General features: G+C 62.5%; 31 protein-coding genes. 13 read left to right on the top strand and 18 right to left on the bottom strand.

Annotation, left to right across the window (positions count from 1 at the left end; translation table 11 throughout):
* The first annotated feature begins 115 nt into the window (after positions 1 to 115).
* Entirely contained in the window at positions 116 to 1,384 is a 1,269-nt protein-coding gene (clpX, locus tag AC2TC0_RS03650) for an ATP-dependent Clp protease ATP-binding subunit ClpX (protein ID WP_484716119.1), read from the top strand.
* Positions 1,385 to 1,655: 271 nt separating this feature from the next.
* A complete protein-coding gene (locus AC2TC0_RS03645) occupies positions 1,656 to 4,952 on the top strand; it encodes a TonB-dependent receptor (RefSeq protein ID WP_484716118.1) in 3,297 nt (1,098 codons plus the stop codon).
* Between the two features lie 59 nt (positions 4,953 to 5,011).
* Here AC2TC0_RS03645 and AC2TC0_RS03640 read toward each other — a convergent pair whose 3' ends face one another.
* The 10 genes from AC2TC0_RS03640 to AC2TC0_RS03595 form a co-directional block, all read right to left on the bottom strand.
* Entirely contained in the window at positions 5,012 to 5,422 is a 411-nt protein-coding gene (locus tag AC2TC0_RS03640; protein ID WP_484716117.1) for a SufE family protein, read from the bottom strand.
* Between the two features lie 26 nt (positions 5,423 to 5,448).
* The gene (locus AC2TC0_RS03635; RefSeq protein ID WP_484716476.1) at positions 5,449 to 5,697 is read right to left on the bottom strand and encodes a hypothetical protein; all 249 of its coding nucleotides are present in this window, start codon (positions 5,695 to 5,697) and stop codon (positions 5,449 to 5,451) included.
* 39 nt (positions 5,698 to 5,736) lie between these two features.
* Positions 5,737 to 5,997 carry a hypothetical protein gene (locus AC2TC0_RS03630; protein ID WP_484716116.1) on the bottom strand — a complete coding sequence of 87 codons (261 nt, stop codon included), beginning with the start codon at positions 5,995 to 5,997 and terminating at the stop codon, positions 5,737 to 5,739.
* Between the two features lie 25 nt (positions 5,998 to 6,022).
* Positions 6,023 to 6,298 (bottom strand): hypothetical protein, encoded by a 276-nt coding sequence (locus AC2TC0_RS03625; protein ID WP_484716115.1) that lies wholly within the window; start codon positions 6,296 to 6,298, stop codon positions 6,023 to 6,025.
* A 12-nt stretch (positions 6,299 to 6,310) separates the two neighbouring features.
* Positions 6,311 to 6,637 carry a hypothetical protein gene (locus AC2TC0_RS03620; protein WP_484716114.1) on the bottom strand — a complete coding sequence of 109 codons (327 nt, stop codon included), beginning with the start codon at positions 6,635 to 6,637 and terminating at the stop codon, positions 6,311 to 6,313.
* Positions 6,638 to 6,651: 14 nt separating this feature from the next.
* Entirely contained in the window at positions 6,652 to 6,951 is a 300-nt protein-coding gene (locus AC2TC0_RS03615; RefSeq protein WP_484716113.1) for a hypothetical protein, read from the bottom strand.
* 28 nt (positions 6,952 to 6,979) lie between these two features.
* The gene (pspC, locus tag AC2TC0_RS03610; RefSeq protein WP_484716112.1) at positions 6,980 to 7,357 is read right to left on the bottom strand and encodes an envelope stress response membrane protein PspC; all 378 of its coding nucleotides are present in this window, start codon (positions 7,355 to 7,357) and stop codon (positions 6,980 to 6,982) included.
* Position 7,358: 1 nt separating this feature from the next.
* Positions 7,359 to 7,631 carry an envelope stress response membrane protein PspB gene (gene pspB, locus AC2TC0_RS03605; protein WP_484716111.1) on the bottom strand — a complete coding sequence of 91 codons (273 nt, stop codon included), beginning with the start codon at positions 7,629 to 7,631 and terminating at the stop codon, positions 7,359 to 7,361.
* 5 nt (positions 7,632 to 7,636) lie between these two features.
* Complete coding sequence (gene pspA, locus AC2TC0_RS03600) at positions 7,637 to 8,299, bottom strand: phage shock protein PspA (protein WP_484716110.1); 663 nt, start codon at positions 8,297 to 8,299, stop codon at positions 7,637 to 7,639.
* A gap of 98 nt (positions 8,300 to 8,397) precedes the next feature.
* Entirely contained in the window at positions 8,398 to 8,571 is a 174-nt protein-coding gene (locus AC2TC0_RS03595; RefSeq protein ID WP_484716109.1) for a hypothetical protein, read from the bottom strand.
* A 179-nt stretch (positions 8,572 to 8,750) separates the two neighbouring features.
* Between AC2TC0_RS03595 and pspF the strand changes: the two genes are divergently transcribed.
* On the top strand, positions 8,751 to 9,788 hold the full coding sequence (gene pspF / locus AC2TC0_RS03590) for a phage shock protein operon transcriptional activator (protein ID WP_484716108.1): 1,038 nt from the start codon (positions 8,751 to 8,753) through the stop codon (positions 9,786 to 9,788).
* Positions 9,789 to 9,901: 113 nt separating this feature from the next.
* On the opposite strand, the gene AC2TC0_RS03585 is transcribed toward pspF, so the two are convergent.
* The 3 genes from AC2TC0_RS03585 to AC2TC0_RS03575 form a co-directional block, all read right to left on the bottom strand.
* Positions 9,902 to 10,594, bottom strand: coding sequence for a DUF4336 domain-containing protein (locus tag AC2TC0_RS03585; protein ID WP_484716107.1), 693 nt, complete (start codon positions 10,592 to 10,594; stop codon positions 9,902 to 9,904).
* Between the two features lie 315 nt (positions 10,595 to 10,909).
* Positions 10,910 to 11,281, bottom strand: coding sequence for a nuclear transport factor 2 family protein (locus AC2TC0_RS03580; RefSeq protein WP_484716106.1), 372 nt, complete (start codon positions 11,279 to 11,281; stop codon positions 10,910 to 10,912).
* A 262-nt stretch (positions 11,282 to 11,543) separates the two neighbouring features.
* Entirely contained in the window at positions 11,544 to 12,056 is a 513-nt protein-coding gene (locus AC2TC0_RS03575) for a hypothetical protein (RefSeq protein WP_484716105.1), read from the bottom strand.
* A gap of 232 nt (positions 12,057 to 12,288) precedes the next feature.
* Here AC2TC0_RS03575 and rplU point away from each other — a divergent pair, with 232 nt between their 5' ends.
* The 3 genes from rplU to AC2TC0_RS03560 all read left to right on the top strand — a co-directional run bounded on the left by rplU (position 12,289) and on the right by AC2TC0_RS03560 (position 13,874).
* Complete coding sequence (gene rplU, locus AC2TC0_RS03570) at positions 12,289 to 12,717, top strand: 50S ribosomal protein L21 (RefSeq protein WP_484716104.1); 429 nt, start codon at positions 12,289 to 12,291, stop codon at positions 12,715 to 12,717.
* 45 nt (positions 12,718 to 12,762) lie between these two features.
* Complete coding sequence (gene rpmA / locus AC2TC0_RS03565; protein ID WP_484716103.1) at positions 12,763 to 13,032, top strand: 50S ribosomal protein L27; 270 nt, start codon at positions 12,763 to 12,765, stop codon at positions 13,030 to 13,032.
* A 227-nt stretch (positions 13,033 to 13,259) separates the two neighbouring features.
* Complete coding sequence (locus AC2TC0_RS03560) at positions 13,260 to 13,874, top strand: GNAT family N-acetyltransferase (protein WP_484716102.1); 615 nt, start codon at positions 13,260 to 13,262, stop codon at positions 13,872 to 13,874.
* Positions 13,875 to 13,918: 44 nt separating this feature from the next.
* Here AC2TC0_RS03560 and AC2TC0_RS03555 read toward each other — a convergent pair whose 3' ends face one another.
* Together AC2TC0_RS03555 and AC2TC0_RS03550 are read right to left on the bottom strand one after the other, a co-directional pair.
* Positions 13,919 to 14,362: a hypothetical protein gene (locus AC2TC0_RS03555; protein ID WP_484716101.1), complete on the bottom strand. Its 444-nt coding sequence runs from the start codon at positions 14,360 to 14,362 to the stop codon at positions 13,919 to 13,921.
* A gap of 47 nt (positions 14,363 to 14,409) precedes the next feature.
* The gene (locus AC2TC0_RS03550; protein ID WP_484716100.1) at positions 14,410 to 16,002 is read right to left on the bottom strand and encodes a phosphoenolpyruvate carboxykinase; all 1,593 of its coding nucleotides are present in this window, start codon (positions 16,000 to 16,002) and stop codon (positions 14,410 to 14,412) included.
* 265 nt (positions 16,003 to 16,267) lie between these two features.
* Between AC2TC0_RS03550 and AC2TC0_RS03545 the strand changes: the two genes are divergently transcribed.
* From AC2TC0_RS03545 to AC2TC0_RS03515, 7 genes are read left to right on the top strand one after another with little or no spacing between them, the layout of a single operon-like run.
* On the top strand, positions 16,268 to 16,978 hold the full coding sequence (locus AC2TC0_RS03545; protein ID WP_484716099.1) for a response regulator: 711 nt from the start codon (positions 16,268 to 16,270) through the stop codon (positions 16,976 to 16,978).
* The gene (locus tag AC2TC0_RS03540) at positions 16,968 to 18,539 is read left to right on the top strand and encodes a sensor histidine kinase (RefSeq protein ID WP_484716098.1); all 1,572 of its coding nucleotides are present in this window, start codon (positions 16,968 to 16,970) and stop codon (positions 18,537 to 18,539) included. Before AC2TC0_RS03545 ends, AC2TC0_RS03540 begins: the two co-directional genes overlap by 11 nt.
* Before the next feature lie 58 nt (positions 18,540 to 18,597).
* Positions 18,598 to 19,032 carry an HPr kinase/phosphorylase gene (locus tag AC2TC0_RS03535; protein ID WP_484716097.1) on the top strand — a complete coding sequence of 145 codons (435 nt, stop codon included), beginning with the start codon at positions 18,598 to 18,600 and terminating at the stop codon, positions 19,030 to 19,032.
* The gene (rapZ, locus tag AC2TC0_RS03530) at positions 19,029 to 19,949 is read left to right on the top strand and encodes an RNase adapter RapZ (protein WP_484716096.1); all 921 of its coding nucleotides are present in this window, start codon (positions 19,029 to 19,031) and stop codon (positions 19,947 to 19,949) included. Before AC2TC0_RS03535 ends, rapZ begins: the two co-directional genes overlap by 4 nt.
* 42 nt (positions 19,950 to 19,991) lie before the next feature.
* Complete coding sequence (locus AC2TC0_RS03525) at positions 19,992 to 20,396, top strand: PTS sugar transporter subunit IIA (protein ID WP_484716475.1); 405 nt, start codon at positions 19,992 to 19,994, stop codon at positions 20,394 to 20,396.
* Positions 20,393 to 20,671 (top strand): HPr family phosphocarrier protein, encoded by a 279-nt coding sequence (locus tag AC2TC0_RS03520; RefSeq protein WP_484716095.1) that lies wholly within the window; start codon positions 20,393 to 20,395, stop codon positions 20,669 to 20,671. Before AC2TC0_RS03525 ends, AC2TC0_RS03520 begins: the two co-directional genes overlap by 4 nt.
* A gap of 7 nt (positions 20,672 to 20,678) precedes the next feature.
* Entirely contained in the window at positions 20,679 to 21,494 is an 816-nt protein-coding gene (locus AC2TC0_RS03515) for a TrmH family RNA methyltransferase (protein WP_484716094.1), read from the top strand.
* Here the strand turns inward: AC2TC0_RS03515 and AC2TC0_RS03510 are convergent.
* Genes AC2TC0_RS03510 through AC2TC0_RS03500 form a run of 3 tightly spaced genes read right to left on the bottom strand, consistent with a single transcriptional unit; the run spans position 21,491 to position 24,656 of the window.
* Positions 21,491 to 22,063, bottom strand: coding sequence for a TMEM165/GDT1 family protein (locus AC2TC0_RS03510; protein ID WP_484716093.1), 573 nt, complete (start codon positions 22,061 to 22,063; stop codon positions 21,491 to 21,493). The genes AC2TC0_RS03515 and AC2TC0_RS03510 overlap by 4 nt on opposite strands.
* A 17-nt stretch (positions 22,064 to 22,080) precedes the next feature.
* Complete coding sequence (locus AC2TC0_RS03505; protein WP_484716092.1) at positions 22,081 to 23,436, bottom strand: DNA recombination protein RmuC; 1,356 nt, start codon at positions 23,434 to 23,436, stop codon at positions 22,081 to 22,083.
* Positions 23,437 to 23,480: 44 nt separating this feature from the next.
* On the bottom strand, positions 23,481 to 24,656 hold the full coding sequence (locus tag AC2TC0_RS03500; protein ID WP_484716091.1) for a PrnB family protein: 1,176 nt from the start codon (positions 24,654 to 24,656) through the stop codon (positions 23,481 to 23,483).
* Positions 24,657 to 24,713 lie beyond the last annotated feature (57 nt).

The raw sequence follows: 24,713 nt of genomic DNA, 5'->3' as shown, positions 1-24,713 counted from the left end.
CCCTAAAGGGGCAGGTGGCCGCGTCACCCAATTGCCATATTGTATTTGGGTCGCCAGCCTCTACGATAGCATTTTGCGGGCGAACGACCATGGGTTCGCCCCACAAGGGAAGATAATGACGAAGTTGTCCGGCTCGGATTCCAAGAGCACCTTGTATTGCTCTTTCTGCGGCAAGTCGCAGCACGAGGTCCGCAAGTTGATTGCCGGGCCAACGGTGTTCATCTGCGATGAATGCGTCGAGCTGTGCAACGATATCATCCGCGAGGAAATCAAGGGCGGGGTCGCCGCGCGTAAGGATGGCGGCGTGCCGACACCGCTGGAAATCTGCCAGCATCTCGACGCCTATGTCATCGGCCAGAATGTCGCCAAGCGCGTGCTGTCCGTGGCGGTGCACAATCATTACAAGCGGCTCGCCAATTCGGGGCGCGGCGATGATGTGGAATTGGCCAAATCCAACATCCTGCTCGTCGGCCCGACCGGCAGTGGCAAGACGCTGCTCGCGCAAACTCTCGCGCGCTTCCTCGACGTGCCGTTTACCATGGCCGACGCGACCACGCTGACCGAGGCGGGGTATGTGGGCGAAGATGTTGAAAATATCATCCTGAAACTGCTCCAAGCGTCAGACTATAATGTCGAGAAGGCGCAGCGCGGCATCGTCTATATCGACGAAATCGACAAAATTTCGCGCAAAGCCGAAAACCCCTCGATCACCCGCGATGTGTCGGGTGAGGGCGTGCAACAGGCGCTGCTCAAGCTGATGGAAGGCACCACGGCGAGCGTGCCGCCGCAGGGCGGGCGCAAACATCCGCAGCAGGAATTCCTTCAGGTCGATACCACCAATATCCTGTTCATCGCCGGCGGCGCCTTTGCCGGGCTCGACAAGATTATCGGCGACCGTTTGCAGCGCAAATCGATCGGCTTTGGGGCGCATGTTGCTGCCCCCGACGAGCGCAAGACCGGCGCGATGCTGCGATCAATCGAGCCAGAGGATTTGCTCAAATTCGGCCTGATTCCGGAATTTGTCGGCCGACTGCCGGTCATCGCGACGCTCGAGGATCTCGACATTGACGCGCTGGTCAAGATTTTGTCCGAGCCCAAGAATGCGCTGGCGAAGCAGTATAAGAAGCTGTTCGATTTGGAAGATGTCCAGCTGACGCTGACCGACGATGCGCTGGTTGCCATCGCCAAGCGTGCGATCGAACGCAAAACCGGCGCGCGCGGGCTGCGCTCGATTGTCGAGGGGATCCTGCTCGATACCATGTTCGAACTGCCCGACCTTGCCGATGTGGTCGAAGTGGTAGTCGACAAGGATGTCGTCGACGGACGCAAGGCACCGGTGCGCGTCTATGCCGACAAAAAGGCGGAGGCCGGCGACGCCGCCTGACGGTTTGCGGTCTGCTGATTCGGCGGGAGCGCGCAATTATGTTGCGTCGCAGCAACAGTGCAAAAAAACTTGCGCGGCACATTGACGCCGCAGCTATGTTAACCGGCTGATTCTAGTTCGCTAATTTTCAGCGGGCACGGTTTGTTACAACTCCCCCCTTGCACTGTCACAATCATGCCATAGAGCGCCGCTTATGGGCCTGTGACCCGTCGTGCGCGCTCTCCCAATTCCGCGCCCCGACTGTTCCACAAACATCAGGGGAAGACCGAACATGCATATCCGTCATTATCTGGCCGCGAGCGTCGCGGCGATCAGCTTTGCCGCCGCGATGGCCGCTCCGGCCTATGCGCAGGAAACCACCGCTGCTGTGCGCGGGACCGTTGACTCTGCTAGCGGTCCGGTCGTCGGCGCAAATGTCACCTTGACGCACGAACCTTCGGGCACGGTCTTCACCACCTCGACCGACTCGGCCGGTAACTTTACCGCAAACGGCCTGCGCATCGGCGGCCCCTTCACGATTTTGATCGAAGCTGAGGGTTTTGAATCGGCGCAGGTGACTGACCTTAATCTTCAGGCCGGTTCGCCTTTCCGTTTGCCGGTAACGCTGCAGGAACAGGCTGCCATTGTCGTGACCGCATCGTCGGTCTCAGGTGCGCTCGCGACCTCAACCGGTCCGATTACCGCGCTCGGCCGCGAAGAAATCGAAGGCGTCGCCTCGATCAATCGCGACGTTCGCGACCTTGCCCGCCGCGATCCGTTCGCCACCATCGACCTGACCAACAGCCGCACCATCGAAATCGCTGGCCAGAACGGCCGCCTCAACCGCTTCTCGGTTGATGGCGTCGCTTTTGGTGACGACTTCGGCCTAAACAATGGCGGCTTGCCCACCAACCGCGGCCCCGTGCCGTTGGAAGCGATCGAGCAATTCTCGGTCAAGGTTGCCCCGTTCGACATTACCGAGGGCAATTTCCAGGGCGGCGCCATTAACGTCGTGCTGCGTTCGGGCGGCAACAACTTCCGCGGCACTGGCTTCTTCACCTATACCGACGACAGCTTGACCGGCGATTCGACCCGGGGTGTTGGTGTCAACCTGACGCTGGAATCGAAGCAATATGGCGGGATTCTGTCGGGCCCGATCGTCAAGGACAAATTGTTCTTTATGGTGGCGTATGAACGCACCGAAGAATCGGTTCCCTTCGACAGCGGCCCGCAAGGCCAGGGCTTTGCCGCGCCGATCCCGGGTCTCAGCCAGGCGCAGATCGACACGGTCAGCGGCATCGCCGACACCGTTTATGGCTATGATACACTCGGTGTGATCCGCAACGCCGACGAAACCGACGAAAAGCTGGCGGTCAAGCTGGACTGGAACCTGTCGGAAACGCAGCGTGCTTCGTTCACCTATCTCCGCAGCGTCGGCGACAACAGTTTCCAGCGCAACACTTCGACCAGCGGCACCTCGCCCAGCATCGGCCTGTTCTCGACCGGCTATCAGCTGACCGAAGAGGTCAATTCAGGCGTGTTCCAGCTGAACTCGACCTGGTCGGATGCCTTCTCCACCGAACTACGCGTGCGTTACACTGACTATAACCGTGGTCAGATCCCGTTTGGTGAAAAGACGCTGGGCCAGATTTCGGTGTGTACCGATGCGACTTCGACCGGCAGCTTGCTCGCTTGCTCGACCGGCGTGCCACGCGTCATCTTTGGTCCCGATCAGTTCCGCCACGCCAACGAACTCAACACCGAAAATCTGGGCGTTGAATTCAAGGCAACGCTCGATGCCGGTGCCCACAGCTTCAAACTGCTGGCGGGCTATACCGACCTCAGCACTTTCAACCTGTTCGTGCCGAACAGCTTGGGCGTCTATTATTTCGACTCGATCGCCGACTTCCAGAATCGCAACGCCGGGTCGCTTATCTATCAGAACGCCGTTCCCAGCCTGAACCCTGACGATGGCGCGGCTGATTTTTCGGCGCAAACTTATACTATCGGCCTGCAGGACGATTGGCAGGTCACCGATGACCTGACCGTCACCATCGGTGCCCGTTATGACCTGCTCGGCAGCGGTGACCGTCCGCCGCTCAATAGCAATTTTGTCCAGCGCCATGGCTTCTCCAACCGCGAAACCTTCGCCGGCAAGGGCGTACTCCAGCCGCGCTTTGGCTTTGCCTGGAATGCGACCGATCGACTGGTGGTCCGCGGCGGCGTTGGCGTGTTCGCGGGTGGTTCGCCTAACGTGTTCCTGTCGAACAGCTTTTCGAACACGGGCCAGCTGACCAACCAGATCAACATCGACCGCAACACATCGGCCGCTGGCTGCAACGTCCCCGCGACGGTTGCCAACGCGGCGCAGATTTGCAGCGACGCTCTCAACAATGTTGACCTTGGCAACTTCGATCCCAGCGTCAGCAACTTCCTGACCACCAACACCGCATCGCTGGCCGTCGCGCCGGTCAACGCGATTGACCCCGATCTTGATCTCGCCAGCCAGCTGCGCGCGACAATCTCGGTCGATTATGACGCCGACCTTGGCCCATTGGGCGATGGCTGGCTGTTCGGTGCCAACTTCCTCTATGGCAATGTGATCGATGCCTATACGTGGACCGACATTCGTTCGGTGCAGATCGGTACGCTGCCCGACGGTCGTCCGCGCTTCGGCAACCTGCCCGGCACCACCGGGAACAACCAGGACCTGCTGATGACCAATGACAGCCGCGGCCGGTCATACATCGGCGTGCTGCGCTTCGCCAAATCTTGGGATTTCGGCCTGGATATCGGCGGCAGCTATACCCGTTCGGATGTGAAGGACGTCAACGCCATCACGTCGGCCACCGCATCATCGCTGTACAACGCCAACGCGATGGTCGGTGCGAACGGAGCCACCTATGGCCGCTCGATCTACGAAATCAAGGACCAGTGGAAGTTCAACCTTGGCTTCAAGACCGAGCTGTTTGGTGACAATGAAACGCGCTTCAACCTGTTCGGCGAATATCGCTCGGGCCGTCCTTACAGCCTGACAATGAACGATCTGGGCGGCGGGCGTTTGCCGGTGTTCGGCACCGTCGGCACCAATGGGTCACCGTTGCTCTATGTCCCGACTGTGGGTGATGCGCGCGTCAGCTTTGACTCGGCCGCATCGGAAACGGCGTTCAACACGCTGGTCACCAACCTAGGACTGGAAAAGTTCCGCGGCAAGATTTTGCCCAAGAATAGCCAGACTTCACCCGACTTCTTCAAAGTCGACCTGAACGTCAGCCAGGAACTGCCGCTGTTTGTGGGCAACGCCAAGCTGAAGCTGTTTGCCGATGTTGAAAACGTCCTCAACTTGATCGACAGTGATTGGGGCGCGCTGCGTCAGGTCGGCTTCCCGCAGACCGCCAGCGTGGTCAGCGTCCAGTGTCTGACGACGGCAACTCCTACTGGAACGGCTCCGGGGGCAGGCGTTGTCAATACGGCGTCGACCCAGACTTGCGCCCAGTATCGCTACTCCGGCGTGCGCAATCCGAACGTCAATCTGGTCACGCGCCAGTCGCTTTACGGTATCCGCGTTGGGGTGAAGGTTTCCTTCTAACCCGCGCCGCAAGGCCAAGAAACTAGGGCGCCGGGGGAAACTCCGGCGCCCTTTCTTTGTCAGCTAGCCGCGATCCGCCGCGCGGTGTCCTGCACCAGCGCGATCATGTTGGGCACGCCCTGCGTGCGGTTCGACGACAATTGCGCCGTCAGATTAAAGGGTGCGAGCGCGGCGGCGATGTCCATCGCGGCGACCTCGGAGGCGGGCTTGTCCTGCACGGCGCTGAGCACCAGCGCGACAATACCTTTGGTGATCGCGGCATTGCTGTCGGCAAGGAAATGCAGGCGTCCGTTTTCGCTAGGCAGCGGGTAAACCCACACGCTGGCCGAACAGCCGCGCACCAGCGTGGCGTCGGTCTTGAGCGCATCGGGCATAGGCTCAAGGCTGCGCCCGAGATCGATTAGCAACCGATAGCGATCGTCGCCATCAAGGAAGTCATATTCGTCGAGAATGTCGGAGAGGCTGCGCATGGCGCATGCCCCTGCCACAGCGGCGATTAGAGGTCGACCCCCGCCGCAATCGCTTCCAGCTTACGCAGCCGTTCCTTAAGGTCCGCAAGCTCGATCCGCGAGGCCGCGCTGGGCACACCCGCGTCGCCATTGGTGGCTGAGCCATGCGAGCGCGCCAATTCGTCACGCTTCAGCGCGATCCAGTCGCGCCATGCCTTCAATGCGGCGAAGGTGACGATGGTTACGCCTATAAGCATTACCAGCGCGGTGGCGAGGGGGAGGTCGGGGGGCAGGATCGGGGACATGGCGTGTTCCTCCTGTTGGTTTTCCGCGGCTTAGCGCGGCGTCCCGTCGCGCAGCCGTTCGATTTCGGCATCGAGGCTGATGGCGCGGTTGTTGTCGGTGGCGATGCGTTCGAGCACCTGGATGCGCTCTTTCAGCGCGCGGATTTCGGCTTGTAGCGCCTTGGTTTCGGCGCTGTCGTTCACCATCACCTCATTGCCGTTGGCGTCTTTGCGGATGCCGTAGCGCGCCTTTACGACGCTGGCGATCATGACGATGGCGACAATCGCAACCACCATTTCAAACGGACCCATGATGCAAACTCCCTGTTAGTTCGGTTCAGTTCAGCGGGCGTTCGTCGCGCAGCGCGTCAATTTCGGCGGACAGATCGACGCCCTTGTCGGTGGCGATGCGTTCGAGGACGCGGACACGTTGTTCCAGCCGTTCGGTGTGCGCGGCATATTGCGCGGCCTTTTCGGCGGTTTCGTTCGTGATCGCTTCGAGCTGGCGCTCTTTGAATTTGAGGTGGCGCTTATACATGTCGCCGCCCACCCCGACGATTACCGGGATTCCGACGACGATGAAGAAAAAGCCCAGAATGAAAAACTCGTTCATGGCACGCGCTCCTTAATTCGCCGGACCGCGCAGCGCTTCAATCTCGCGCGCGACACGGCTGCTTTCGTCGGTGACGATGCGCTCGACCACCGCAAGCCGGTCCTTCACCGCGCCCAGTTCGGCGCGCAGCTGGGCATTTTCCTGGCTGAGCAATTTGACGCGTTCGATCGTTTCGTCGCTGTTCTTGGGATAGACAGCCTGACCCCATGCGCCGTCGAGCGGATAGCCATGTTTCACGCGCAACCAGGTGGTGAGCACCCAGCCGCCGATGGCAAGGATGCCAAGGATCGCGACGGACGGAACAAGCGCTTCAACTATTACAGGATTTTCCAACATCATCTTTCGTCCTTGTTTCAGCGCAAGCTGTCGATCTGCTCGCTCAATTGCGCGGCGCGGCTGTTGCTTTCGGTGGCAATCCGCTCGAGCACGGCGATGCGATCTTCGAGCCGGGTGATTTTGTCGGTCAGCTTGCCATTCTCGGCCGAGAGCAGCTCGATCTTGCGATCGGTGTCGGGGCTGGTCGGGGTGACCATGCCGCCCCATTCATTTTCCACCGGATAGCCATGCTTGGCGCGGATCCAGGTGGTGAACATCCAGCCCATGGTGCAAACCAGCACGATGGCGACAACAAAGCCGGGTCCCTGAAAACTCATCTTGCTTCCCCTGCTTCAACCCACACGCTCAGCGCAGGCTGTCGATTTCGTCGGCCAGCCGCTTGTTATGGCTGGTGTAATACATTTCGATATCAGCCAGGCGGCGGTCGAGATCGCGGAAGCGCGACTTGATGTCGCGGGTCGAGGCCGACGGGTTCGAACGCACACCCTGCCAGAAGCGCGCCTCATCGTTCGAGGCATAGAGCGCATAGGGCTTGGCATCGGCGAACCAGGCGATCAGGAAATAGGCAATCAGCGTCATTCCCGATCCCATGATCGTCAGCAGCACGGCGCCGACGCGGATCCAGACAACATCAATCCCGCTGTAATCGGCGATCCCCGCGCACACGCCGCTCCACTTGGCGTTTTGTTTGTCGAGGTAGAATTTGGTCCGGCTGGCAGACATGTCAGTTCCTCCTGTTGCGTTCGATCTGCGCCATCGTGTCATCGCTGCCCACCGAGGGGCGGAAGTCGGGATGGTCGGCCGAAACAATCCGTTCAATGGTGTGCAGGCGGCCCTCCAACCTGCGCGCCGTATCGTAAAGTTCATCGAGCAATTGCTCATCCTCACCGGTCAGCGTTTTGGCCTGTTTCCACTTGGTGACATAGTGGAGGATGAGCCAAGGGAGGCCGAGGAAGAGGATTCCGATGACAATCGGAGCGATAATAACCTCTTCCATCGGACTTACCCCTTCTTCTGCGCGGCCTTCAGCGCGGCCAGTTCTTCGGCCACCTTATCAGCCGCCTGCAGATCGGCGAACTCTTCTTCGAGGCTCTTCTTCTGACCCAGGCCCAGCGCTTCGGCGCGGCCTTCGGCTTCGTCGACGCGGCGCTCGAGGATTTCGAAGCGGGCGAAAGCATCCTGCGTCCGGTCGCCATGCGTCATTTCGCGCAGGCGGATGCGGTTTTCGGCGCTTTCGAGGCGGTTGACGACGCTCGACTGGCGGGCGCGCGCTTCGGCGAGCTTTTTCTGCAGCTTGGCGATGTCATCTTCATAGCCCTTGAGCGCGTCGTCGAGCACGGCAATCTCGCTTTTCAGGCGCTCGGCCATGTCGCCGGCCTTCTGCTTTTCGACGAGCGCGGCGGTGGCCAGATCCTCGCGGTCCTTCGACAGCGCCAGTTCGGCCTTTTCGTGCCAGTTCGCCTGGAGGCTTTCCAGCTTGGCGATGTGGCGGCGCATTTCCTTTTGATCGGCGATGGTGCGCGCGGCCGAGGCACGGACTTCAACCAGCGTCTCGTTCATTTCGAAAATGATCTGGCGGATCATCTTTTCCGGGTCTTCGGCCCGATCGAGCAGGTCGGTGACGTTGGCGGCGATGATGTCGCGGGTGCGAGAAAAAATACCCATCGTAAGTTCACTCCAAATTGACCCTCTTGTCAGGGCCGGTGAAAAATATGGCGCCGGGGCGGGGCAAGGGGGGAGAGGTGCCCCGGCGCCAGTGCCGGTCAGGCCAAAGTCCTGACCGCCGGGGTTTCGGTCACAAAGGCGGCAATCGCCACCGCGGGGGTCCCCGCGCTGTGCGCAGCGAGCTGCGCCGAATCGATCACACCGACGATGATGGCGAGTGCGAGGCAAGCCGTCGTGGCAAGTCCGGCAATGCGCGACATGGGGCTGGTCATGGTCAATCCTCTTTTGCTGTCTTCGTGATGGCCGGAGCCTGATGCGCCGGTTCGAATGATGTTATGCAGAAGCCGTGCCAATTTGCGGGGAGCGAGGATTTCCGCCATTTTTGCTGCATCGATTGGCCGGGTGGGAAAAATTACTTGCCAATCATTGGGAATTTTTCCCATCTAGCGCGATGGAACGCGAAACCCAGTTCATTGGCCAGTCGCCCAGCTTTCAGGATGCGGTCGAACGCGCGGCGCTGGCCGCCAGCCTCGACCGCCCGGTGCTGGTGATTGGCGAGCGCGGTACGGGCAAGGAATTGATCGCCGAGCGACTCCACCGCCTGTCGCAGCGCTGGGACAAGCCCTATATCGTTATGAACTGCGCCGCGCTGCCCGAAACGCTAATTGAGAGCGAGCTGTTCGGGCATGAGGCGGGTGCGTTTACCGGGGCAACCCGGTCACGCGCGGGCCGGTTTGAAGAGGCCGACGGCGGCACATTGTTCCTCGACGAGCTCGCCACGCTGTCGATGGCGGCGCAGGAGCGGCTGCTGCGCGCGGTGGAATATGGCGAGGTGACGCGCGTCGGATCGTCGCGCCCGGTGCGCGTCGACGTGCGCATTGTCGCGGCAACCAACGAGCATCTGCCCGCGCTGGCGGACCAGCATAAGTTCCGCGCCGACCTTCTCGACCGGCTGTCGTTCGAGGTGATCACCCTGCCGCCCCTGCGCGTGCGCGAGGGCGACATTGCCGAGCTGGCCACCTATTTTGGCCAGCGCATGGCCGCCGAGCTGGGGTGGGAGGAATGGCCGGGCTTCGGCCCGCGCGCGCTCGCCGCGCTCGAGGGGCATGACTGGCCGGGCAATGTCCGCGAGCTGCGCAACTGCGTCGAGCGCGCGGTGTATCGCTGGCGCGAGCCCGAACGGCCGGTGGATGTGGTCGAATTCGACCCCTTCGCCAGCCCCTGGGCCCCGCGCGGCACGCCGGCGCGCGCAGCAACCCCAGCGCCGCCCGCCGACGGGGCCGAACCGGCCGCACCGACCGCGCCGTCGCCGCCGAGTGGCACGGTGAGCGACCTGCGCGCCGCCGTGGACGGCTATGAAAAGTCGATCCTGGAAGCCACCATGGCGCGCTGCCGCTTCAACCAGAAGGTTGCGGCGGAGGCACTGGGCCTAAGCTACGACCAAATCCGCCATGCGTTGAAGAAGCATGGGTTGAATCAGACGGGGTAGATTCCTGTTCTTGTTATCGGCATCGTGCGTCGGCTTTCGGCGGACAAGATGAGCAAGTCGAATGGCGGAAGGTGGGTGGTTAGCGGAGTGGCAGGTCCTGAATGAGGCGAGCGCTAAAGCGGAAGCCAAGCGAACCGTTTGCGGAGTTCCTGTGTTGCATGCTCTCGGAACCACTCCCCGTGCGAAATGACGGCCTGAGTTGCCCCCCATTCCAATATTGCCGCCACCGCTTTGGCACCCGCTGCCCTGTCCTGCATTCCGAGACGATAAAGCAACGGCGTGCGCCCATTGGGATAAGCGACCCCTTCAATGTGCGCCATCAGACGACCAAGCGTTGTCTGACCATCAAGTCGCACATTCACGATTAGATCGGTGAGTATTGCCGTTCGCGATGCACGGTGGAAAAACACATGCTCATCGAAAGCGCGGCTGCCGTCAAAAACAACCCGGTCGATCTCGCTGGACCATGGGTCGCATCGTCGATCATCAAACAAGGCGGAAAAAGTCAGGTCTGGCCGTTTGGCAGGAAGGTCACGTGGCCCAATAAGCTCAGCGTCAGGGTAATGGTCCTGCCATTCCTTCAAGAAGAAGTGGTGATAGACATTGGGCGCCACCAGAAAGCGGATCGGCCCAAGATACTCGACCTCCGCCGCGAGGTCGGAATTGTACGAAACTGGCGAGTGGATCCACATGCCTCCATCGTTGAGACGGACGATCGTGGAGCGGGTGCCCAAGAGCAAACCCATGAATTTGATTTCGTTGCCGTTCGTCACCCATATGTTGGGGCCGATCGGCTCGAGCTGCATTGCGACCATATTCGAACCTCGTGCGAAGAGCTCATGCTATTTCAGCTTATGGCATGCGTAAACGTTCGACTTAGCGGCGTAATTGGGGCCGCTTTCAGAATGTCGGCTGCTGGCGAAAATCCACTGAAGCTGCCGGACAGGTTTCGGGAGTGGTCGCGGCCGCCGATTGTGAACGGGGATGGGTGGTTAGCCGACGGCAGGTTTGAGACCGTAATTGCCCATAGCTTCCATCCCTCTGGATACCGGCTTCAGAAAAAAGGATCGAGAAATGGGAAGCGCAAAAAGGCGCTTCCCAAAACTTCCGCCTGTCACAGATCAGCTTAAATCAATGATCCGGGCTAGCTTTCCACCCGAGATTTTGATGAACGAAGCGCCACGCATTACCAATTGTTCTCCAGCCTTCATTGGACCTAAATCGACGGCCGGGGTGCCTGTCCAATCCACCTCCAACGCGACGTGATCGCCGTCGATAACAGCGTTCCTGACCGCTTGGTGGCGAACAGTGAACATCGTTGCGGCCTGTTGCGCGAGTTCAGCAAAGGCAGTACTCCCCTCGATCTTCATGCTCTGCCCTGAATTGGAAACATTCTCGAACACAACATCGTCGGCAACACATGCCACCAGTGCAGCAACGTCCTTGCGATTGTATGCGTCGAGGTAACTTTTGATGATTGCAGGTAGGGTCATGGCTATTGCCCTTCTTCCACAAACGTGTCGCCAATCGTCGGACTGTTAGACGAGGTACACACGCAGATTAATGAAGATGCCATTTGGCATCTGTTCACTCAGACGGACCCGGCCTGACGTATCAGGCCGGGCGATTAAATCGCCTGCCGGCCGCAACTGCGATGTGAACAAAGAATGCCATCCGCTCACTGTTCTGGTTTGACCCTGATTGTCAAGGTGGCGGTGTGATAGGCAGGCCCGGTTCAGAGCGGGATCAAGTCCATTATTCAGCCAACGGCGCGGCCAATATCGTGAGGATCGCATCCTGTTCGGCAAGGCGCCGCGCCAGTTCATCGCGCAGCGCCACAATCTCCGGCAACCCGTCAATCGCGTCGCCGTCCTGCCGCGCCACATAGAGCGCGTCGATGTCGCCCAGCGCCACCGTCAGCGGGCCGCGCGCGACGGCGAGGCGCGAGAGGGCCTGCTGCGCGACGACCCATGCCTCGCTGGCCGGAGCCGCGCCGCGCGCGGCGGCGACGGCGGCTTCGGCTTCACCGCGCTGTGCGGCAAAAGCGCTGTCGGCGGCCGCCGCGTCGCTGCGCCAGCGCGCGAGCCGCCCGGCCAGATCGGCGGGCAATGGCCCCGGCGGCGGCAGCGGGGTGGTTGCAACCACGGCGAATCGGTCTTCGATGGCGCGTTTTTCCAGGCTGGGGGTTGCGCCGCTCATCCCGCTGGCGCAGGCGGCGAGCGCCAGCGCGGCAAACGGCGTCAGAAAAAACATGGGGCGGTGCAGCATCGCCCCCGCTGATATGGCGGCCACCGGCGGGCGGCAAGCGCCGAATCGGGTTGGTCGCGGGCGGGCCACCGTCCACCGGCCTTTGCCGAGCCGAAAAGCGCGGAAATTGGCGGTTGACAGCGCGGGCCTCGGTCGCTAGGGCGCGCTTCTTTCCTGCCTGTCCGGAAAAATGCCCTGCTTTGGCGGGCGCATGGATGCGCGGGTCATTTTGTTTTGTTTGGAAGATAAGACCATGTTCGCAATCGTGCGCACGGGCGGCAAGCAATATCGCGTCGCCGCCGGAGACAAGATCGCCGTTGAAAAGCTGGCTGGCGAAGCCGGCGAAACGGTGACGCTGGGCGATGTCCTGCTGGCCGGTGACGGCGGCGAGGTGAAGAGCGCCGAGGGCGTGGTCGTGTCCGCCGAAATCATCGCGCAGGCGCGCGGCGAAAAGGTGATCGTCTTCAAAAAGCGTCGCCGCCACAATTATCGCCGCAAGAATGGCCATCGCCAGTCGCTGACGCTGCTGAAGATCACCGCCATCGGTGCCGCCGAAAAGAAGGCCGCGCCGAAGAAGGCCGAGAAGGTCGAAGCCGCACCGGTTGAAGCCGCTGCAGACGCTGCTCCGGCCCCCGCCAAGAAGCCCGCTGCCAAGAAGGCAGCCCCCAAGAAGGAAGCCTGAGCGCGCACGTCGCAGCTCGGCACAGGCAACGAAGGAGTTTAGGTCATGGCACATAAGAAAGCAGGCGGTTCGTCGCGCAACGGTCGCGATTCGCAGGCCAAGCGCCTTGGCGTCAAAAAGTTCGGCGGTCAGGAAGTGATCGGCGGCAACATTATCGTGCGCCAGCGCGGCACCCGCGTCTATCCGGGCGTGAACGTCGGGCTGGGCAAGGACCACACGCTGTTCGCCACCGCCGATGGCCGCGTGCGATTCCATGATGGCAAGCTTGGCCGCAAATATGTGTCGGTCGACACTATGGCGGACGCCGCCGAATAATCGGGACCAGCCGTCCGGCGCGTCCCACCAGGGATGACCCGGACCAGCCCTTGCCGCCAAGGCAAGCCTGATCGAAACGAGGGAGACGGGTCACCCCGGGCTCCCTTTTTTCTTGGGCGCGGAACCGACGCTCGCGAAAATCGGGCCGCTCATCTCCCTCGCTAAAACACTGACCCGAAAGCGTCATTTGCGCACGCCAAAGGGACGGCAAGATTGGGAGTGATACTATGTTTGCGCGTACCGAAAGATTATTGCTGCGGCCGGGCTGGCCCGAAGACGCAGCCGCGCTGACCGCCGCCATCGCCGACGAAGGCATTGTCCGCAATCTTGCGCGCGCGCCCTGGCCCTATGGCGAGGATGATGCGCGCGCCTTTCTGGCGGGCTGGGCCGAGGCGCCGCTGCCGCGCTTTGTGATGGTCCAGCGCACCGTCGCGCAGCCGCGCCTGATCGGCTGCATCGGCATGGACCGGATGGAGGATGGCGAAACCGAGCTGGGATATTGGATCGCGCGGCCCTTCTGGGGCCTTGGCTATGCCACCGAAGCGGGGCGGCACATGATCGATTTGGCGTGCACCTTGGGCATCCGGCGGCTGACGGCGGGGCATTTCACCGATAATCCGGCGTCGGGCAGCGTGCTGCGCAAATTGGGGTTCCGCCCCACCGGGCGCATCGTCGAACGCATGAGCAAGGGACGCGGCAATGCTGCCCCGACCGCCGAATTCACGCGCGACATTGCCGCCCCCGGCAATGATGTGGGCGAGGATGACGAGGTATCGCTTACCGGCCCGGCCATGCGATGGCCCGAAACGCTGCGCGAGGAATGGCGGCTGGCAGCGGCGTAAGCTTGTGGGGCCCTTCTCTCCAGCTTTCCAGCCATCGCATTCAGTCATTGTTCGGCGCGGTCCGGCGGCAGATGCTTGCGCCGGGCCGCGACCGAAAACAGGCGATCGCGGGTGTAAAAGTTGAGCGGCCAATCGCGCGCACCTCGGGGCCCACTCAGCAAAGCATTGATGGCCTCGACCAAGGGAAGCGCCGCGGTCTCCGCGTGGTGCGCGCGCACCTCGGCGATGTAAAACTGCGTTAGCGTTTCATGGTAGCCCTGCGTATCGTCATTCACCCCGCCAACGCTTTCGTTGTACGCGCGGATGATCGCGGGCAGCTCGGCCTCTAGCGCGATATCGCCCCGCTCGCGCACCAGCCACAGGCAGGCGGCGAGATGCGCTTCGTGCGTCCATTCGGCGCGCGGCAGGGTGCGGGCGAGCAGGCCTTCGCCAACACGGCGCACAGCGGCGGCTTCGGCAAACAGGCGGATCGGGTGGTCGGTGGTCATGCTTTGGTCCTTCCGGGTGATTGGTCACCCGGTCAGAGCCAGGTGAATTAAGCGGCGATCGGTGCGGCTTGCCGCACGCCTTCGTCGACATGCGCAGCAAATTCCGCGAAATTGTCGATGAATTGCTGCACCAATTGGCGCGCGGTCGCGTCATATTGGGCGGCATCGGCCCAGGCGCTGCGCGGATCGAGCAATTTGCTGTCCACCCCGGCCACCGCGACGGGCACTTCGAAACCGAACCACGGGTCTTTACGGAATTGCGCGTCGTTCAGGCTGCCGTCGAGCGCGGCGTTAAGCAGCGCGCGCGTCGCCTTGATCGGCATGCGGCTAATCCCTGGCATGGTCGCCATCCCGCCCGACCAGCCGGTGTTGACCAGCCAGCAAGTGACGCCGCCGCGCGCAATCCGCTCTTTCAGCAAATTGCCATAGACGCTGGGGTGGCGCGGCATGAAGGGCGCGCCGAAGCAGGTTGAGAAGGTCGCCTCAGGCTCGGTCACGCCAATTTCGGTCCCCGCAACGCGCGCGGTGTAGCCCGACAAGAAATGATACATCGCCTGATCGGGGGTCAGCCGCGCAATCGGCGGCAACACGCCATAGGCATCGGCGGTCAGCATGATGATATTCTTGGGCACGGGGCCCATGTTCTTTTCCGAAGTGTTCGGGATAAATTCGATGGGGTAGGAACCGCGGCTGTTTTCGGCGAGGCTATTGTCGTCGAGGTCAATCTCGCGGCTGACCGGGTCAATCACCACATTTTCCAGCACCGTGCCAAAGCGTTTGGTGGTGGCGTAAATTTCCGGCTCAGCCTCGGGCGACAGGCGGATCATCTTGGCATAGCAGCCGCCTTCAAAGTTAAAGACCGCCGTGTCCGACCAGCCATGTTCATCATCGCCGATGAGCGTGCGCGACGCATCGGCGCTGAGCGTGGTTTTTCCCGTGCCCGACAGGCCGAAAAAGACAGCGGTGTCGCCGTTCGGGCCAATATTGGCCGAGCAATGCATCGGCATCACCCCGTCCATGGGCAACAGATAGTTGAGAATGCCGAATACCGACTTCTTCATTTCGCCGGCGTAGGCGGTGCCGCCGATCAGAATCAGCTTCTCAGCGAAGTTGACCGCGACCACCGTTTCGCTGCGCGTACCGTGACGCGCGGGATCCGCGCGGAAGCTGGGCAAGTCAATGATCGTGTATTCGCTGCTATGCGCGGCGAGTTCGGCAGCAGTCGGTCGCACCAGCAGCGTGCGGATGAACAGGCTGTGCCAGGCATATTCGGTGACGACCTGCACATCGACGCGATATTCCGGCTGCGAGCCGCCGAACAGTTGCTGGCGATAGAGGCGCGGCTGGGCGGCCAAGGCCGCGAAGAAATCAGCCTTCAGCGCGGCAAAATGTTCGGGCGTCATACCGACATTGGTCTTGCCCCACCAGATCGTCGATTCGGTCGTCGCATCGCGGACAATGAATTTGTCTTTGGCCGAGCGGCCGGTGTGCTTGCCGGTAGCGACGACCAGCGGACCGTCTTTCGCCAATAACCCCTCGCCGTGGCGCACCGCTTCCTCGATCAGCGGCGCAGTGCCCAGATTTTCGAGCAAATCTGCCGCCAACTTGATGCTGGTTTCGCCAATTTTGAGTTCAGTCATGCCCTCTAATCCTTTGTCCGTCCGGCCCGCCTGCATTCGTATGCACTCGACGGACAGGGCCGAAGGCACCGGCAGTGGTCCGCCGCGAAGCCATTCGAGAAAAACGCGTGGTCGCCCGTTAGCCACCCGCCACCACGCTTGTCAAAACGATTATCGCTTGCGGCCTGTCCCACGCTGCGCATGCTGTCATCGAAGCGGCGAAGTGCCTTGGTTGTGCGTCGCACGGTGCTGGTCTAAAAGGATGGGAACAGGAATTATCGCGCCGATGACCGCCACCATTGCTCTGGTCGATGATGACCGCAATATCTTGCAATCGCTGTCAATCGCGCTGCAGGCCGAGGGGTTTGTGACGCGCATCTATGCCGACGGCGAAGCGGCGCTAAAGCCGCTGATCGACAATCCGCCCGACCTTGCCGTGTTCGACATCAAAATGCCGCGGCTTGACGGGCTCGAGCTGCTGCGCCGCGTGCGCGAGAAGAGCCAGCTGCCGGTCATATTCTTGACCTCGAAGGACGACGAACTTGACGAGGCGTTGGGCCTGGCGATGGGCGCCGACGATTATATCGCCAAACCCTTTTCGCAGCGGCTGTTGATTGCCCGCATCCGGGCGATCCTGCGCCGCGTCGAGCTCAATCGCACCCCCGATGCACCCGGCGACGAACCCGTGGCCGACCCTATCGAGCGCGGGCGGCTGGTGATGGACCCGGCCCGGCACAAGGTGCTGTGGGACGGCCAGGCGGTGACGCTGACCGTCACCGAATTTCTGATCCTTGAGATGCTGGCATCGCGTCCTGGCATTGTACGCACGCGCAACCAGTTGATGGACGCGGCCTATCAGGACGATGTCTATATCGACGACCGCACCATCGACAGCCATATCAAACGGTTGCGACGCAAATTCCGCGAAGTCGACGGCGAATTCGATGCTATCGAAACGCTCTATGGCGCGGGCTATCGCTTCTCTGATGACGGCTGACGCGGCGCTGCCCCGCGACGAGCCGCAGCGGCTCGTCTGGTCCGCGCGCTGGTCGCTGACCACCCGGATATTGGCCGTCAACATCTTCGCCATTGCGCTGCTTGCCGTGGGATTTTTCTACCTCGACAGCTATCGCACGCGCCTCATCGACATGCGAACCTCGGCGCTCGACAGCCAGTTGTCGCTGCTCGCGCCGGCCTTAGAGGCCGCCCGCCCGGACCAACGGCCGCAGTTAATTCGCCAATTTGCCCGCACCAATGCTGCGCGGTTGCGTTTCTACCACGCCGATGGCCGCCTGCTTGCTGACAGTTTCAAGGACGCACCGCCCGCCTATATGCTCCGCGATCCGGATGGTCAGCCCTGGTTTCGCGAAGCCGCGCGTATCATGGACCGCGCGCTCGACTGGGTGGTGGGCGCGCCAATTCCGTCGCGCTTTGTCGAACCGCGCGTCGATGCGGTGAACAGCTGGCCCGAACTGCGCGCGGCAAAGGCCAGCGGCACACTGGCCCACCGCTACCGTTATGCCCCCGACCGCACGCCGATGCTGAGCGCCGCAATGCCCGTCCGCTTTGACGACCGCGCACTGATGCTGATGACGGTGAACGCACGCGACATCACGCGCACCGTCCGCGCAGAGCGCTGGCGGCTGGGCGTGGTGCTGGCAATGGTGACACTGGCATCGGTGCTGCTGTCACTGTTCCTGGCGCGCACAATTGTTGATCCGCTCAGGCGACTGGCGCGCGCAGCCGTGCGCGTCCGGTTGGGGCGTGCGCGCGAGGTTATTGTCCCGCGCTTGCCCTCGCGCCGTGATGAAATCGGCACGCTCGCGCGTGCATTGTCGGACATGACCCAGACTTTGCGTGAGCGCATCGACGCCGGCGAACATTTCGCCGCCGATGTCAGCCACGAGCTTAAAAACCCCATCGCTTCATTGCGGTCCGCTATCGAAGGCCTGGAGCGCGTGACGGACCCCGGCCAACGCCAGCAATTGCTGACCATCGCGGGCGAGGATGTGCGGCGGCTGGACCGGCTGGTGTCCGACATCAGCGAAGCGTCACGGATGGACGCCGAGCTGTCGCGCACCCGGTTTGAACGAATCGATGTCGGCGCGATGATCGAGGCGATGCTGGCAGGGCGCGCGGCGCGGCGCGGCGCGGGCGAGACGGGTCCGCGCATCGCTTTTGCCCGCCCACGCAAGGGCACCGCACAGGTAATGGGCGACGGTCACCGGCTGGAACGCGCCATCAACAATATCATCGACAATGCGCTGTCGTTTTCACCGCCAGACGGACTGGTTTGCGTATCGGCCACCGCGACGCAAAATCAGGTCCGCATTCGCATCGATGACGACGGTCCCGGCATTGCCATCGGCCAGCGCGAGGCCGTGTTCCGCCGTTTCCACAGCGAACGTCCGGCGGGTGAGGCCTTTGGCAAACACAGCGGACTTGGCCTTGCCATCGCGCGCACAATCGTGGAGGGTCATCAGGGCAGCATCGCGGCGCTCGATCGTGAGGATGGCAAGGGCGGGGCGTCAATCCTGATCAGCCTGCCCGCGGCCTGAGCCAATTGGACACAGCAGCCACGCTTGCGACGGGGCAAGCAGCCCGATACACCGCAGCATGGCTCCGCCACTTCCGTCCGTGACCACCATTCACGCCAGCTGCGTTGCCATCGGCGCGCACGGCGTGCTGTTGTTGGGGCCATCGGGAGCGGGCAAATCCGACCTGGCATTGCGCCTGATTGACCGCGGCGCCAGCCTGGTGGCCGACGACCAGTGCGAGCTGGCCGAAATTGCGGGGCAATTGCATTGCGCGCCGCCCCCAACCATTGCCGGACGAATCGAGGTCCGGGGGTTGGGGATCATTGAACGCGCGTGGACAGGGCCGGTGCCGCTGTTGCTCGCCGTGCGCCTGACCGATCGCACCGAGCGTATGCCCGATCCAGTGATTGAGGAGATTGCCGGACATGTCCTGCCCGCCTTCCGCATCAATGCCCTTGAGGCGAGCGCGCCGATCAAGGTTGAACTGGCGCTGGCACGGCAACTAGCGCCATGAAAGCGCATGAACCACCGCTGCTGATCGTCACCGGACTTGCCGGGGCAGGCAAATCGACCGCGCTCAAGGTGCTCGAGGATCTGGGCTGGGAGGTTGTTGATAATCTGCCCGTGTCGCTGCTTGAGGCGCTGTTGATGACGCCCAAGCCGCGCGGCGCGACCGAACGCCCGCTCGCAGTCGGCCTGGATGCCCGTTCGCGCGGCTTTCGCCCCGCCACGCTGGTGCGCGATCTGAAGGCCATGCGCGCCGAGCAGGACCGCGATATCGGCGTGCTATTTCTCGATTGCGCCGGCGCCGAGCTGGAGCGCCGCTTTTCCGAAAACCGCCGCCGCCACCCGCTGGCCGATGACCGCCCGGTGGCCGACGGAATCGCGCGCGAACGCGAGCTGCTCGAACCGTTGCGGCGCTGGGCCGAGCAGGTCGTCGACACCACCAATTACAGCAGCAATGATTTGCAGCATGAAATCCGCCAGCGCTTTCAGCTTGGCGAGGCCAGCACCCCCGCGCTGACCATCACCAGCTTTGGGTTTGCCCGCGGACTGCCGCGCAACGCCGATCTGGTGTTCGACATGCGCTTTCTGACCAACCCGCACTGGGTCCCTGCGCTTAAACCCAAAACCGGGCTGGACCCCGATGTTGCCGCCTATGTCGCCACCGATCCCTATTATGCTGCGGTAGTGGGACAAATCGAAACCCTGCTGCTCACTGTGCTGCCGCGGTATGCTGTCGAGGGCAAAAGCCATATCAGCATTGCCATCGGCTGCACCGGCGGGCGCCATCGTTCGGTCCATGTCGCCGAACGCATCGCGGAAACGCTGCGCGCGCATGGCCATAGTCCCATCGTGGCACACCGCAATCTTGACTCGACCCCCCAAGATGGGCTTGAGGGCGCACCCCCTCCGCCGCGCGCGACATGAGCCGAGAGTCGATCATCTATGCCTGACACCAAAGCAATGCCGCTGCTCGGCCTGGTGCTCGTGACCCACGGACGACTGGCCGAGGAATTTGTGACGGCGATGGAGCATGTTGTCGGCGCGCAGCGCGCCATCGCCACCGTATGCATCGGGCCCAATGACAATATGGAGGCGCGCCGCGCCGAAATCGCCGAAGCAATCCGCAAGGTCGACGGCGGGCGCGGCGTGATTATCCTGACCGACCTGTTCGGCGGGACACCATCGAACCTGGCGATCAGCCTGATGGACAGCGGGCGGTTCGAGGTGATTGCTGGCATCAATCTGCCCATGCTGATCCGCCTGGAAAGCGCGCGCAAGACCATGTCGGTGCAGGACGCGGTGCGCGCCGCACGCGAGGCCGGGCAGAAATATATCTCGGTTGCCTCCGAACTGTTGGGCGCGACGCCATGACCGAGCTGTCGGAAACCGTCGAAATCACCAACCAGCGCGGTCTGCATGCCCGTGCCAGCGCCAAATTCGTGACCTTTGTCAGCCGCCTGCCCGAAGGCGTAGCGGTCGAGGTGGAAAAGGGCGGATCGCGCGTCAACGGCACGTCGATCATGGGATTGATGATGCTGGGCGCCGCCAAGGGCGACAGCATCACCATCCACACCCGGGGCGAAGGAGCCGAGGTGGCGCTGACCAAGCTGGTCGGGCTGGTCAAGGACAGCTTCGGCGAGGATTGAGCGCGTCGTGATCCCGCCCGGCCGCCGCAGCCACATCGACAGTTTGAGCAATCCACTGGTCAAGCGACTGCGGCTGCTACGCGAAAAGCGCCATCGCCGTGCCGAAGGGTTGTTTCTGGCCGAAGGGTTACGCATCGCCACTGAAGCGCGCGAGGCCGACGTGCTGCCCCGCTGGCTGTTCCTGACCGCGGCAAGCGAGGCGCACCCGCTGGCGGCCGCGCTGGCGAACGCAACACTGGCGGCGGGCGGCGAGGTGGTGACCACCAGCGAACCGGTGCTCGCCAAATTGTCGGGCAAGGAAAATCCCCAGACCGTTGTCGGCATTTACAGCGAACCGCGCACCACGCTTGCCGATATCGACCGGAATGCTGCACCGATCTGGTTGGTCGCCGAGCGGCTGCGTGATCCGGGCAATCTGGGCACGATGCTGCGCACCGGCGATGCGGTGGGCGCAGGCGGCCTCATCCTGATCGACGAATGCACCGACCCCTATGGCGTCGAGGCCGTGCGCGCGAGCATGGGGGCGATTTTCACGCAAAGGCTGGTGCAGGCGCCATGGGCCGAGTTCCTGCGCTGGCTGCGCAGCGGGCCGGGCCAGCTGGTCGCGACGCATCTGGAGGCGGCACAGGATTATCAGGCCGTGCGCTATGACGCGCCGACCTTCATCCTGGTCGGCAACGAATCACAAGGGTTGCCCGCAGAATATGCCGCCGCTGCCGACGTGCGCGTCAAAATGCCAATGCTCGGCAAGGCCGACAGCCTGAATGCGGCTGTTGCGGCGGCGGTGATGGCCTATGAAGTGCTGAACCAGCGGCGCCGTTAAACCCACCCCAGCGCATCGGCGCCGAACCACAGCCCGGTGGCCAAGAATAAGCCCGCCGCCACGCGCCGAACCATTGCCAGCGGGATACGTTTCACCAGCGCCTGACCCAGCAGCACGGCGGGGACATTGGCAATCATCATGCCCAGCGTGGTTCCGGCGGTGACCCAGAACAGCGCCTGATATTGTGCCCCAAGCGCGACGGTGGCAATCTGCGTCTTATCGCCCATTTCGACCAGGAAGAAGGCGATCAGCGTGGTGATAAAGGCGCCGCGCGCGCTGACAGCCGGGGCTTCATCCTCTTCCAGCTTGTCAGGCACCAAGGTCCACGCCGCCATAGCGATGAAGCCCGCCGCGAGCGCCAACCGAAAGCCCGGTCCGCCGAGCCACCCCGCCGCGAGCGTGCCAATCCATGCGGCGAGCGCATGGTTGGCCAGCGTCGCCGCGGCAATCCCGGCGATAATCGGCAATGGCCGGTTGAACCGCGCCGCGAGCACAATGGCGAGCAGCTGGGTCTTGTCGCCAATTTCGGCGATGGCGACAAGCAGGGTTGAGGCGAGAAAGGCTTCCATGGCGCCCGCGCCTAGCCCTAATCTTCGTTGCCGACCACCCGCAGTGTGTCGCCAGACGCCAATTTGGTGAGTGGCCGCGCGACTTGTTCAACCGGGAGAAGGTCGGGAATATTCTTCCCTGCTGTATCGATATCGAGCGCCTCGAATCGCTTCGCTTGCGGCAGTACTTGTGCCTCCAGACTGGCGATGAAACTATTGTATGATCCCGTCGCCTGATCCAGATTCTTGCCAAGCCGGACAATGTGCGTCGCCATGGTAGCGAGGCGGCTGTACATCTCTTTGCCAAGCGCCGCGATTTCGCGCGCCTGACCCGCGACCTTTTCCTGTCGCCACACACCCGCGACGGTGCGCGCGATCGCGACGAGGTTGGTCGGCGTTGCGAGCAGCACCCGCCGTCCGAAGCCATAGTCCCACAGCCCCGGGTCCTGTTCGAGCGCGGCGGCGAGGAAATGTTCGCCGGGGACGAACATGATGACATAGTCGGGGGCTTCGTCGAACTGGTCCTGATAGGCCTTGGCCCCCAATGTCGTGACATGCGCCTTCATCGCGGCGGCGTGCGCGGCGAGGTGGCGCGCGCGTTCGGCCTCGTCCGATGCACTGCCCGCATCCTGAAAGGCATTGAGCGAAACCTTGGCATCGACGACCAGCTTCTGGCCGCCGGGGACATTGATGATCGCATCCGGGCGCAGCCGCCCGTCGTCGGTGTCGAGGCTGACTTCGGTGGTGAAATCGACATGCTCGGCGAGGCCGCAGCTTTCGAGCACGTTGCGGAGCTGCTGTTCGCCCCAGCGCCCACGCGCCTTGGGGGCGTTGCGCAGCGCATTGTTCAGGCTGGCGGTGACAGATTTCACCTCTTCCTGCCCCATGCGCATCGTTTCGATGAGTCCGGTCAGATTGCCATAGGCCTCGCGCCGGTCGGCCTCGACCTTTTGCACCGCCGCTTCATAGGCCCCCAGCCGTTCATTGACCGGCGCCAGCAGCTCGGACAATTTCTGGCCCGCCGTTGCCTCGCTTTCCTTGAAGCGGGCTTCGGCGCGGGTCAGGAAATCGGCCTGTGCCTTGTCGAGCATCGCCTGTCCGACCTCGCGAAATTGCGCGGTAAGGGCCGCCTGCGCGTCCTTGAGCTGCGCAATTTGTTCGCCCAGTGCCGCTTCACGCGCGCCTCGTTCGGCCTCGATGGTGGCGAGGCGCAGCTCGGCAGTTTCGCGCCGCCGTACCTCTTGCTCCAAATCGCTGATCGCTGCGCCGAAGCGCTGGGTCACGCTGTCGCGTTCGACTTTGAGCGCACCCGACTGGCGCGCCGCGACCAGCCAGCCAATGAGCGCACCGACGAGCAGCGCGGCGACAGCGACAAGGAGCGACGTTCCATCCATGGACAGAACATAGGACGAACGTCGCTGCCTTGGCTAGAGCCTATTTATGCGATCAGATTTTCCAGCAGTTGCGCACGATTTTCGTCGCGGTGCTTTTTCAGATATTTCATGAACGGCGTTCCGCCGGTGCCGACATCAGGATCGTTGCCCGCGCCCGAAGAAGCCTGTTTGTTGATATAGCTCGCCGCATATTCAAGGTGGCGGGTACGGAAATCGGCAACGTGCGTCAGGTTCGCGTTGAACGCATCGCGCAGCGCAGCATCGCCGCTGGCCTTCACAAAGGCGCGCAGCGTCGATTGCGCCTTCAAATCATCAATGAAGCGGCGATGCGGCACCGGGCGATAGCTGTGCAGTTCGTCGAGATAGGCGCGCAGCGGGTCGTTGCTGTGTAACACGCCAAATAGCGCGTCCATCGCGGGCACGATGCTGGACTGCGATCCGGTTTGGCCACGAAACGCCTGCCCCTTGCCGCCGAATTTTTCGACGCCTTCGTAAATCAGCCCATTGGGCAACGCCGGATTGTTCGTCCAGCCGTGGATATAGGGGCGCACCCGTTGGTAATAGATATAGGGGTCGCAGCGTTCGGGCATGCGATCGAAGATCGCGTTGATGCGCGCCCAAACGACGGCCATTTCGGTCAGGCGCGCGGTCGCCCCCGCGACATCCCCTGCAGCCGCGCAGTCGACCAGCTCACAGGCGAGCGCGAGCGCCCGGCCGGCTTCGGCTTCGATCGCGACATGGACCAGCACAAACCAGTTTTCATCCGCGCCGCCCAGAAAGGTTTGGACCATCGCGATATTGTCGAGCGCGATCGGACCAGCCTCATCCAGCCGCGCCCAATTGTCGAGGACATAGGATGAGTAGGGCAGCAGCGGCGCCTGCCCCAGCGCGTCGGCGATGGCGACCACCGGGACCGCGAGGTTGGCTGGCAGCACGGCGGGCGCATCGGCTTCGCCCCAGACATAGGCCTGGATCAGAAAGCCATAGCGCACCATTGCGGCGCGCAGCTCGGCATCGCTGGCCGTTTCCACCCATTGCACAACGCCAGGGTCGGGCAGCCGGTCGAGAAAAGTGCGGACCCGGCCACTGGTGAGCAGCGCCGAAAGATCTTCGGCGGCGTGCAGCACCGGGGCCCATTCGTCGGGCAGCGCGATTTCGGGCAACTCGAACGGCGACAGAAAGCCGCGCTCTGCGGTCATCGCATAGTCGGAAAGTTTCATCGATTGTCTCATGGGTGAGGCGCGGGTTCGGCCGCCTCTGCCGTAATTGGTATCAAA

It is taken from the genome of Sphingopyxis sp. sgz302558 (assembly GCF_057220455.1).
Note: the sequence above shows the minus strand (reverse complement) of the source record. Positions and strands in the feature narration are given on the sequence as shown.

Bases quoted from the DNA above. Each gene is read 5' to 3' on its own strand.
- AC2TC0_RS03630 (WP_484716116.1), bottom strand. From the start codon at position 5,997: ATGGGTCCGTTTGAAATGGTGGTTGCGATTGTCGCCATCGTCATGATC.
- AC2TC0_RS03545 (WP_484716099.1), top strand. From the start codon at position 16,268: ATGACCGCCACCATTGCTCTGGTCGATGATGACCGCAATATCTTGCAA.
- AC2TC0_RS03500 (WP_484716091.1), bottom strand. From the start codon at position 24,656: ATGAAACTTTCCGACTATGCGATGACCGCAGAGCGCGGCTTTCTGTCG.
- pspA (WP_484716110.1), bottom strand. From the start codon at position 8,299: ATGGGTATTTTTTCTCGCACCCGCGACATCATCGCCGCCAACGTCACC.
- AC2TC0_RS03625 (WP_484716115.1), bottom strand. From the start codon at position 6,298: ATGAACGAGTTTTTCATTCTGGGCTTTTTCTTCATCGTCGTCGGAATC.
- AC2TC0_RS03505 (WP_484716092.1), bottom strand. From the start codon at position 23,436: ATGGATGGAACGTCGCTCCTTGTCGCTGTCGCCGCGCTGCTCGTCGGT.
- AC2TC0_RS03620 (WP_484716114.1), bottom strand. From the start codon at position 6,637: ATGATGTTGGAAAATCCTGTAATAGTTGAAGCGCTTGTTCCGTCCGTC.
- AC2TC0_RS03580 (WP_484716106.1), bottom strand. From the start codon at position 11,281: ATGACCCTACCTGCAATCATCAAAAGTTACCTCGACGCATACAATCGC.
- AC2TC0_RS03575 (WP_484716105.1), bottom strand. From the start codon at position 12,056: ATGCTGCACCGCCCCATGTTTTTTCTGACGCCGTTTGCCGCGCTGGCG.
- AC2TC0_RS03595 (WP_484716109.1), bottom strand. From the start codon at position 8,571: ATGACCAGCCCCATGTCGCGCATTGCCGGACTTGCCACGACGGCTTGC.
- AC2TC0_RS03520 (WP_484716095.1), top strand. From the start codon at position 20,393: ATGACCGAGCTGTCGGAAACCGTCGAAATCACCAACCAGCGCGGTCTG.
- AC2TC0_RS03560 (WP_484716102.1), top strand. From the start codon at position 13,260: ATGTTTGCGCGTACCGAAAGATTATTGCTGCGGCCGGGCTGGCCCGAA.
- AC2TC0_RS03640 (WP_484716117.1), bottom strand. From the start codon at position 5,422: ATGCGCAGCCTCTCCGACATTCTCGACGAATATGACTTCCTTGATGGC.
- AC2TC0_RS03550 (WP_484716100.1), bottom strand. From the start codon at position 16,002: ATGACTGAACTCAAAATTGGCGAAACCAGCATCAAGTTGGCGGCAGAT.
- AC2TC0_RS03555 (WP_484716101.1), bottom strand. From the start codon at position 14,362: ATGACCACCGACCACCCGATCCGCCTGTTTGCCGAAGCCGCCGCTGTG.
- pspF (WP_484716108.1), top strand. From the start codon at position 8,751: ATGGAACGCGAAACCCAGTTCATTGGCCAGTCGCCCAGCTTTCAGGAT.
- AC2TC0_RS03510 (WP_484716093.1), bottom strand. From the start codon at position 22,063: ATGGAAGCCTTTCTCGCCTCAACCCTGCTTGTCGCCATCGCCGAAATT.
- AC2TC0_RS03540 (WP_484716098.1), top strand. From the start codon at position 16,968: ATGACGGCTGACGCGGCGCTGCCCCGCGACGAGCCGCAGCGGCTCGTC.
- AC2TC0_RS03615 (WP_484716113.1), bottom strand. From the start codon at position 6,951: ATGAGTTTTCAGGGACCCGGCTTTGTTGTCGCCATCGTGCTGGTTTGC.
- AC2TC0_RS03645 (WP_484716118.1), top strand. From the start codon at position 1,656: ATGCATATCCGTCATTATCTGGCCGCGAGCGTCGCGGCGATCAGCTTT.
- rplU (WP_484716104.1), top strand. From the start codon at position 12,289: ATGTTCGCAATCGTGCGCACGGGCGGCAAGCAATATCGCGTCGCCGCC.
- pspB (WP_484716111.1), bottom strand. From the start codon at position 7,631: ATGGAAGAGGTTATTATCGCTCCGATTGTCATCGGAATCCTCTTCCTC.
- rapZ (WP_484716096.1), top strand. From the start codon at position 19,029: ATGAAAGCGCATGAACCACCGCTGCTGATCGTCACCGGACTTGCCGGG.
- clpX (WP_484716119.1), top strand. From the start codon at position 116: ATGACGAAGTTGTCCGGCTCGGATTCCAAGAGCACCTTGTATTGCTCT.
- AC2TC0_RS03585 (WP_484716107.1), bottom strand. From the start codon at position 10,594: ATGCAGCTCGAGCCGATCGGCCCCAACATATGGGTGACGAACGGCAAC.
- AC2TC0_RS03535 (WP_484716097.1), top strand. From the start codon at position 18,598: ATGGCTCCGCCACTTCCGTCCGTGACCACCATTCACGCCAGCTGCGTT.
- rpmA (WP_484716103.1), top strand. From the start codon at position 12,763: ATGGCACATAAGAAAGCAGGCGGTTCGTCGCGCAACGGTCGCGATTCG.
- pspC (WP_484716112.1), bottom strand. From the start codon at position 7,357: ATGTCTGCCAGCCGGACCAAATTCTACCTCGACAAACAAAACGCCAAG.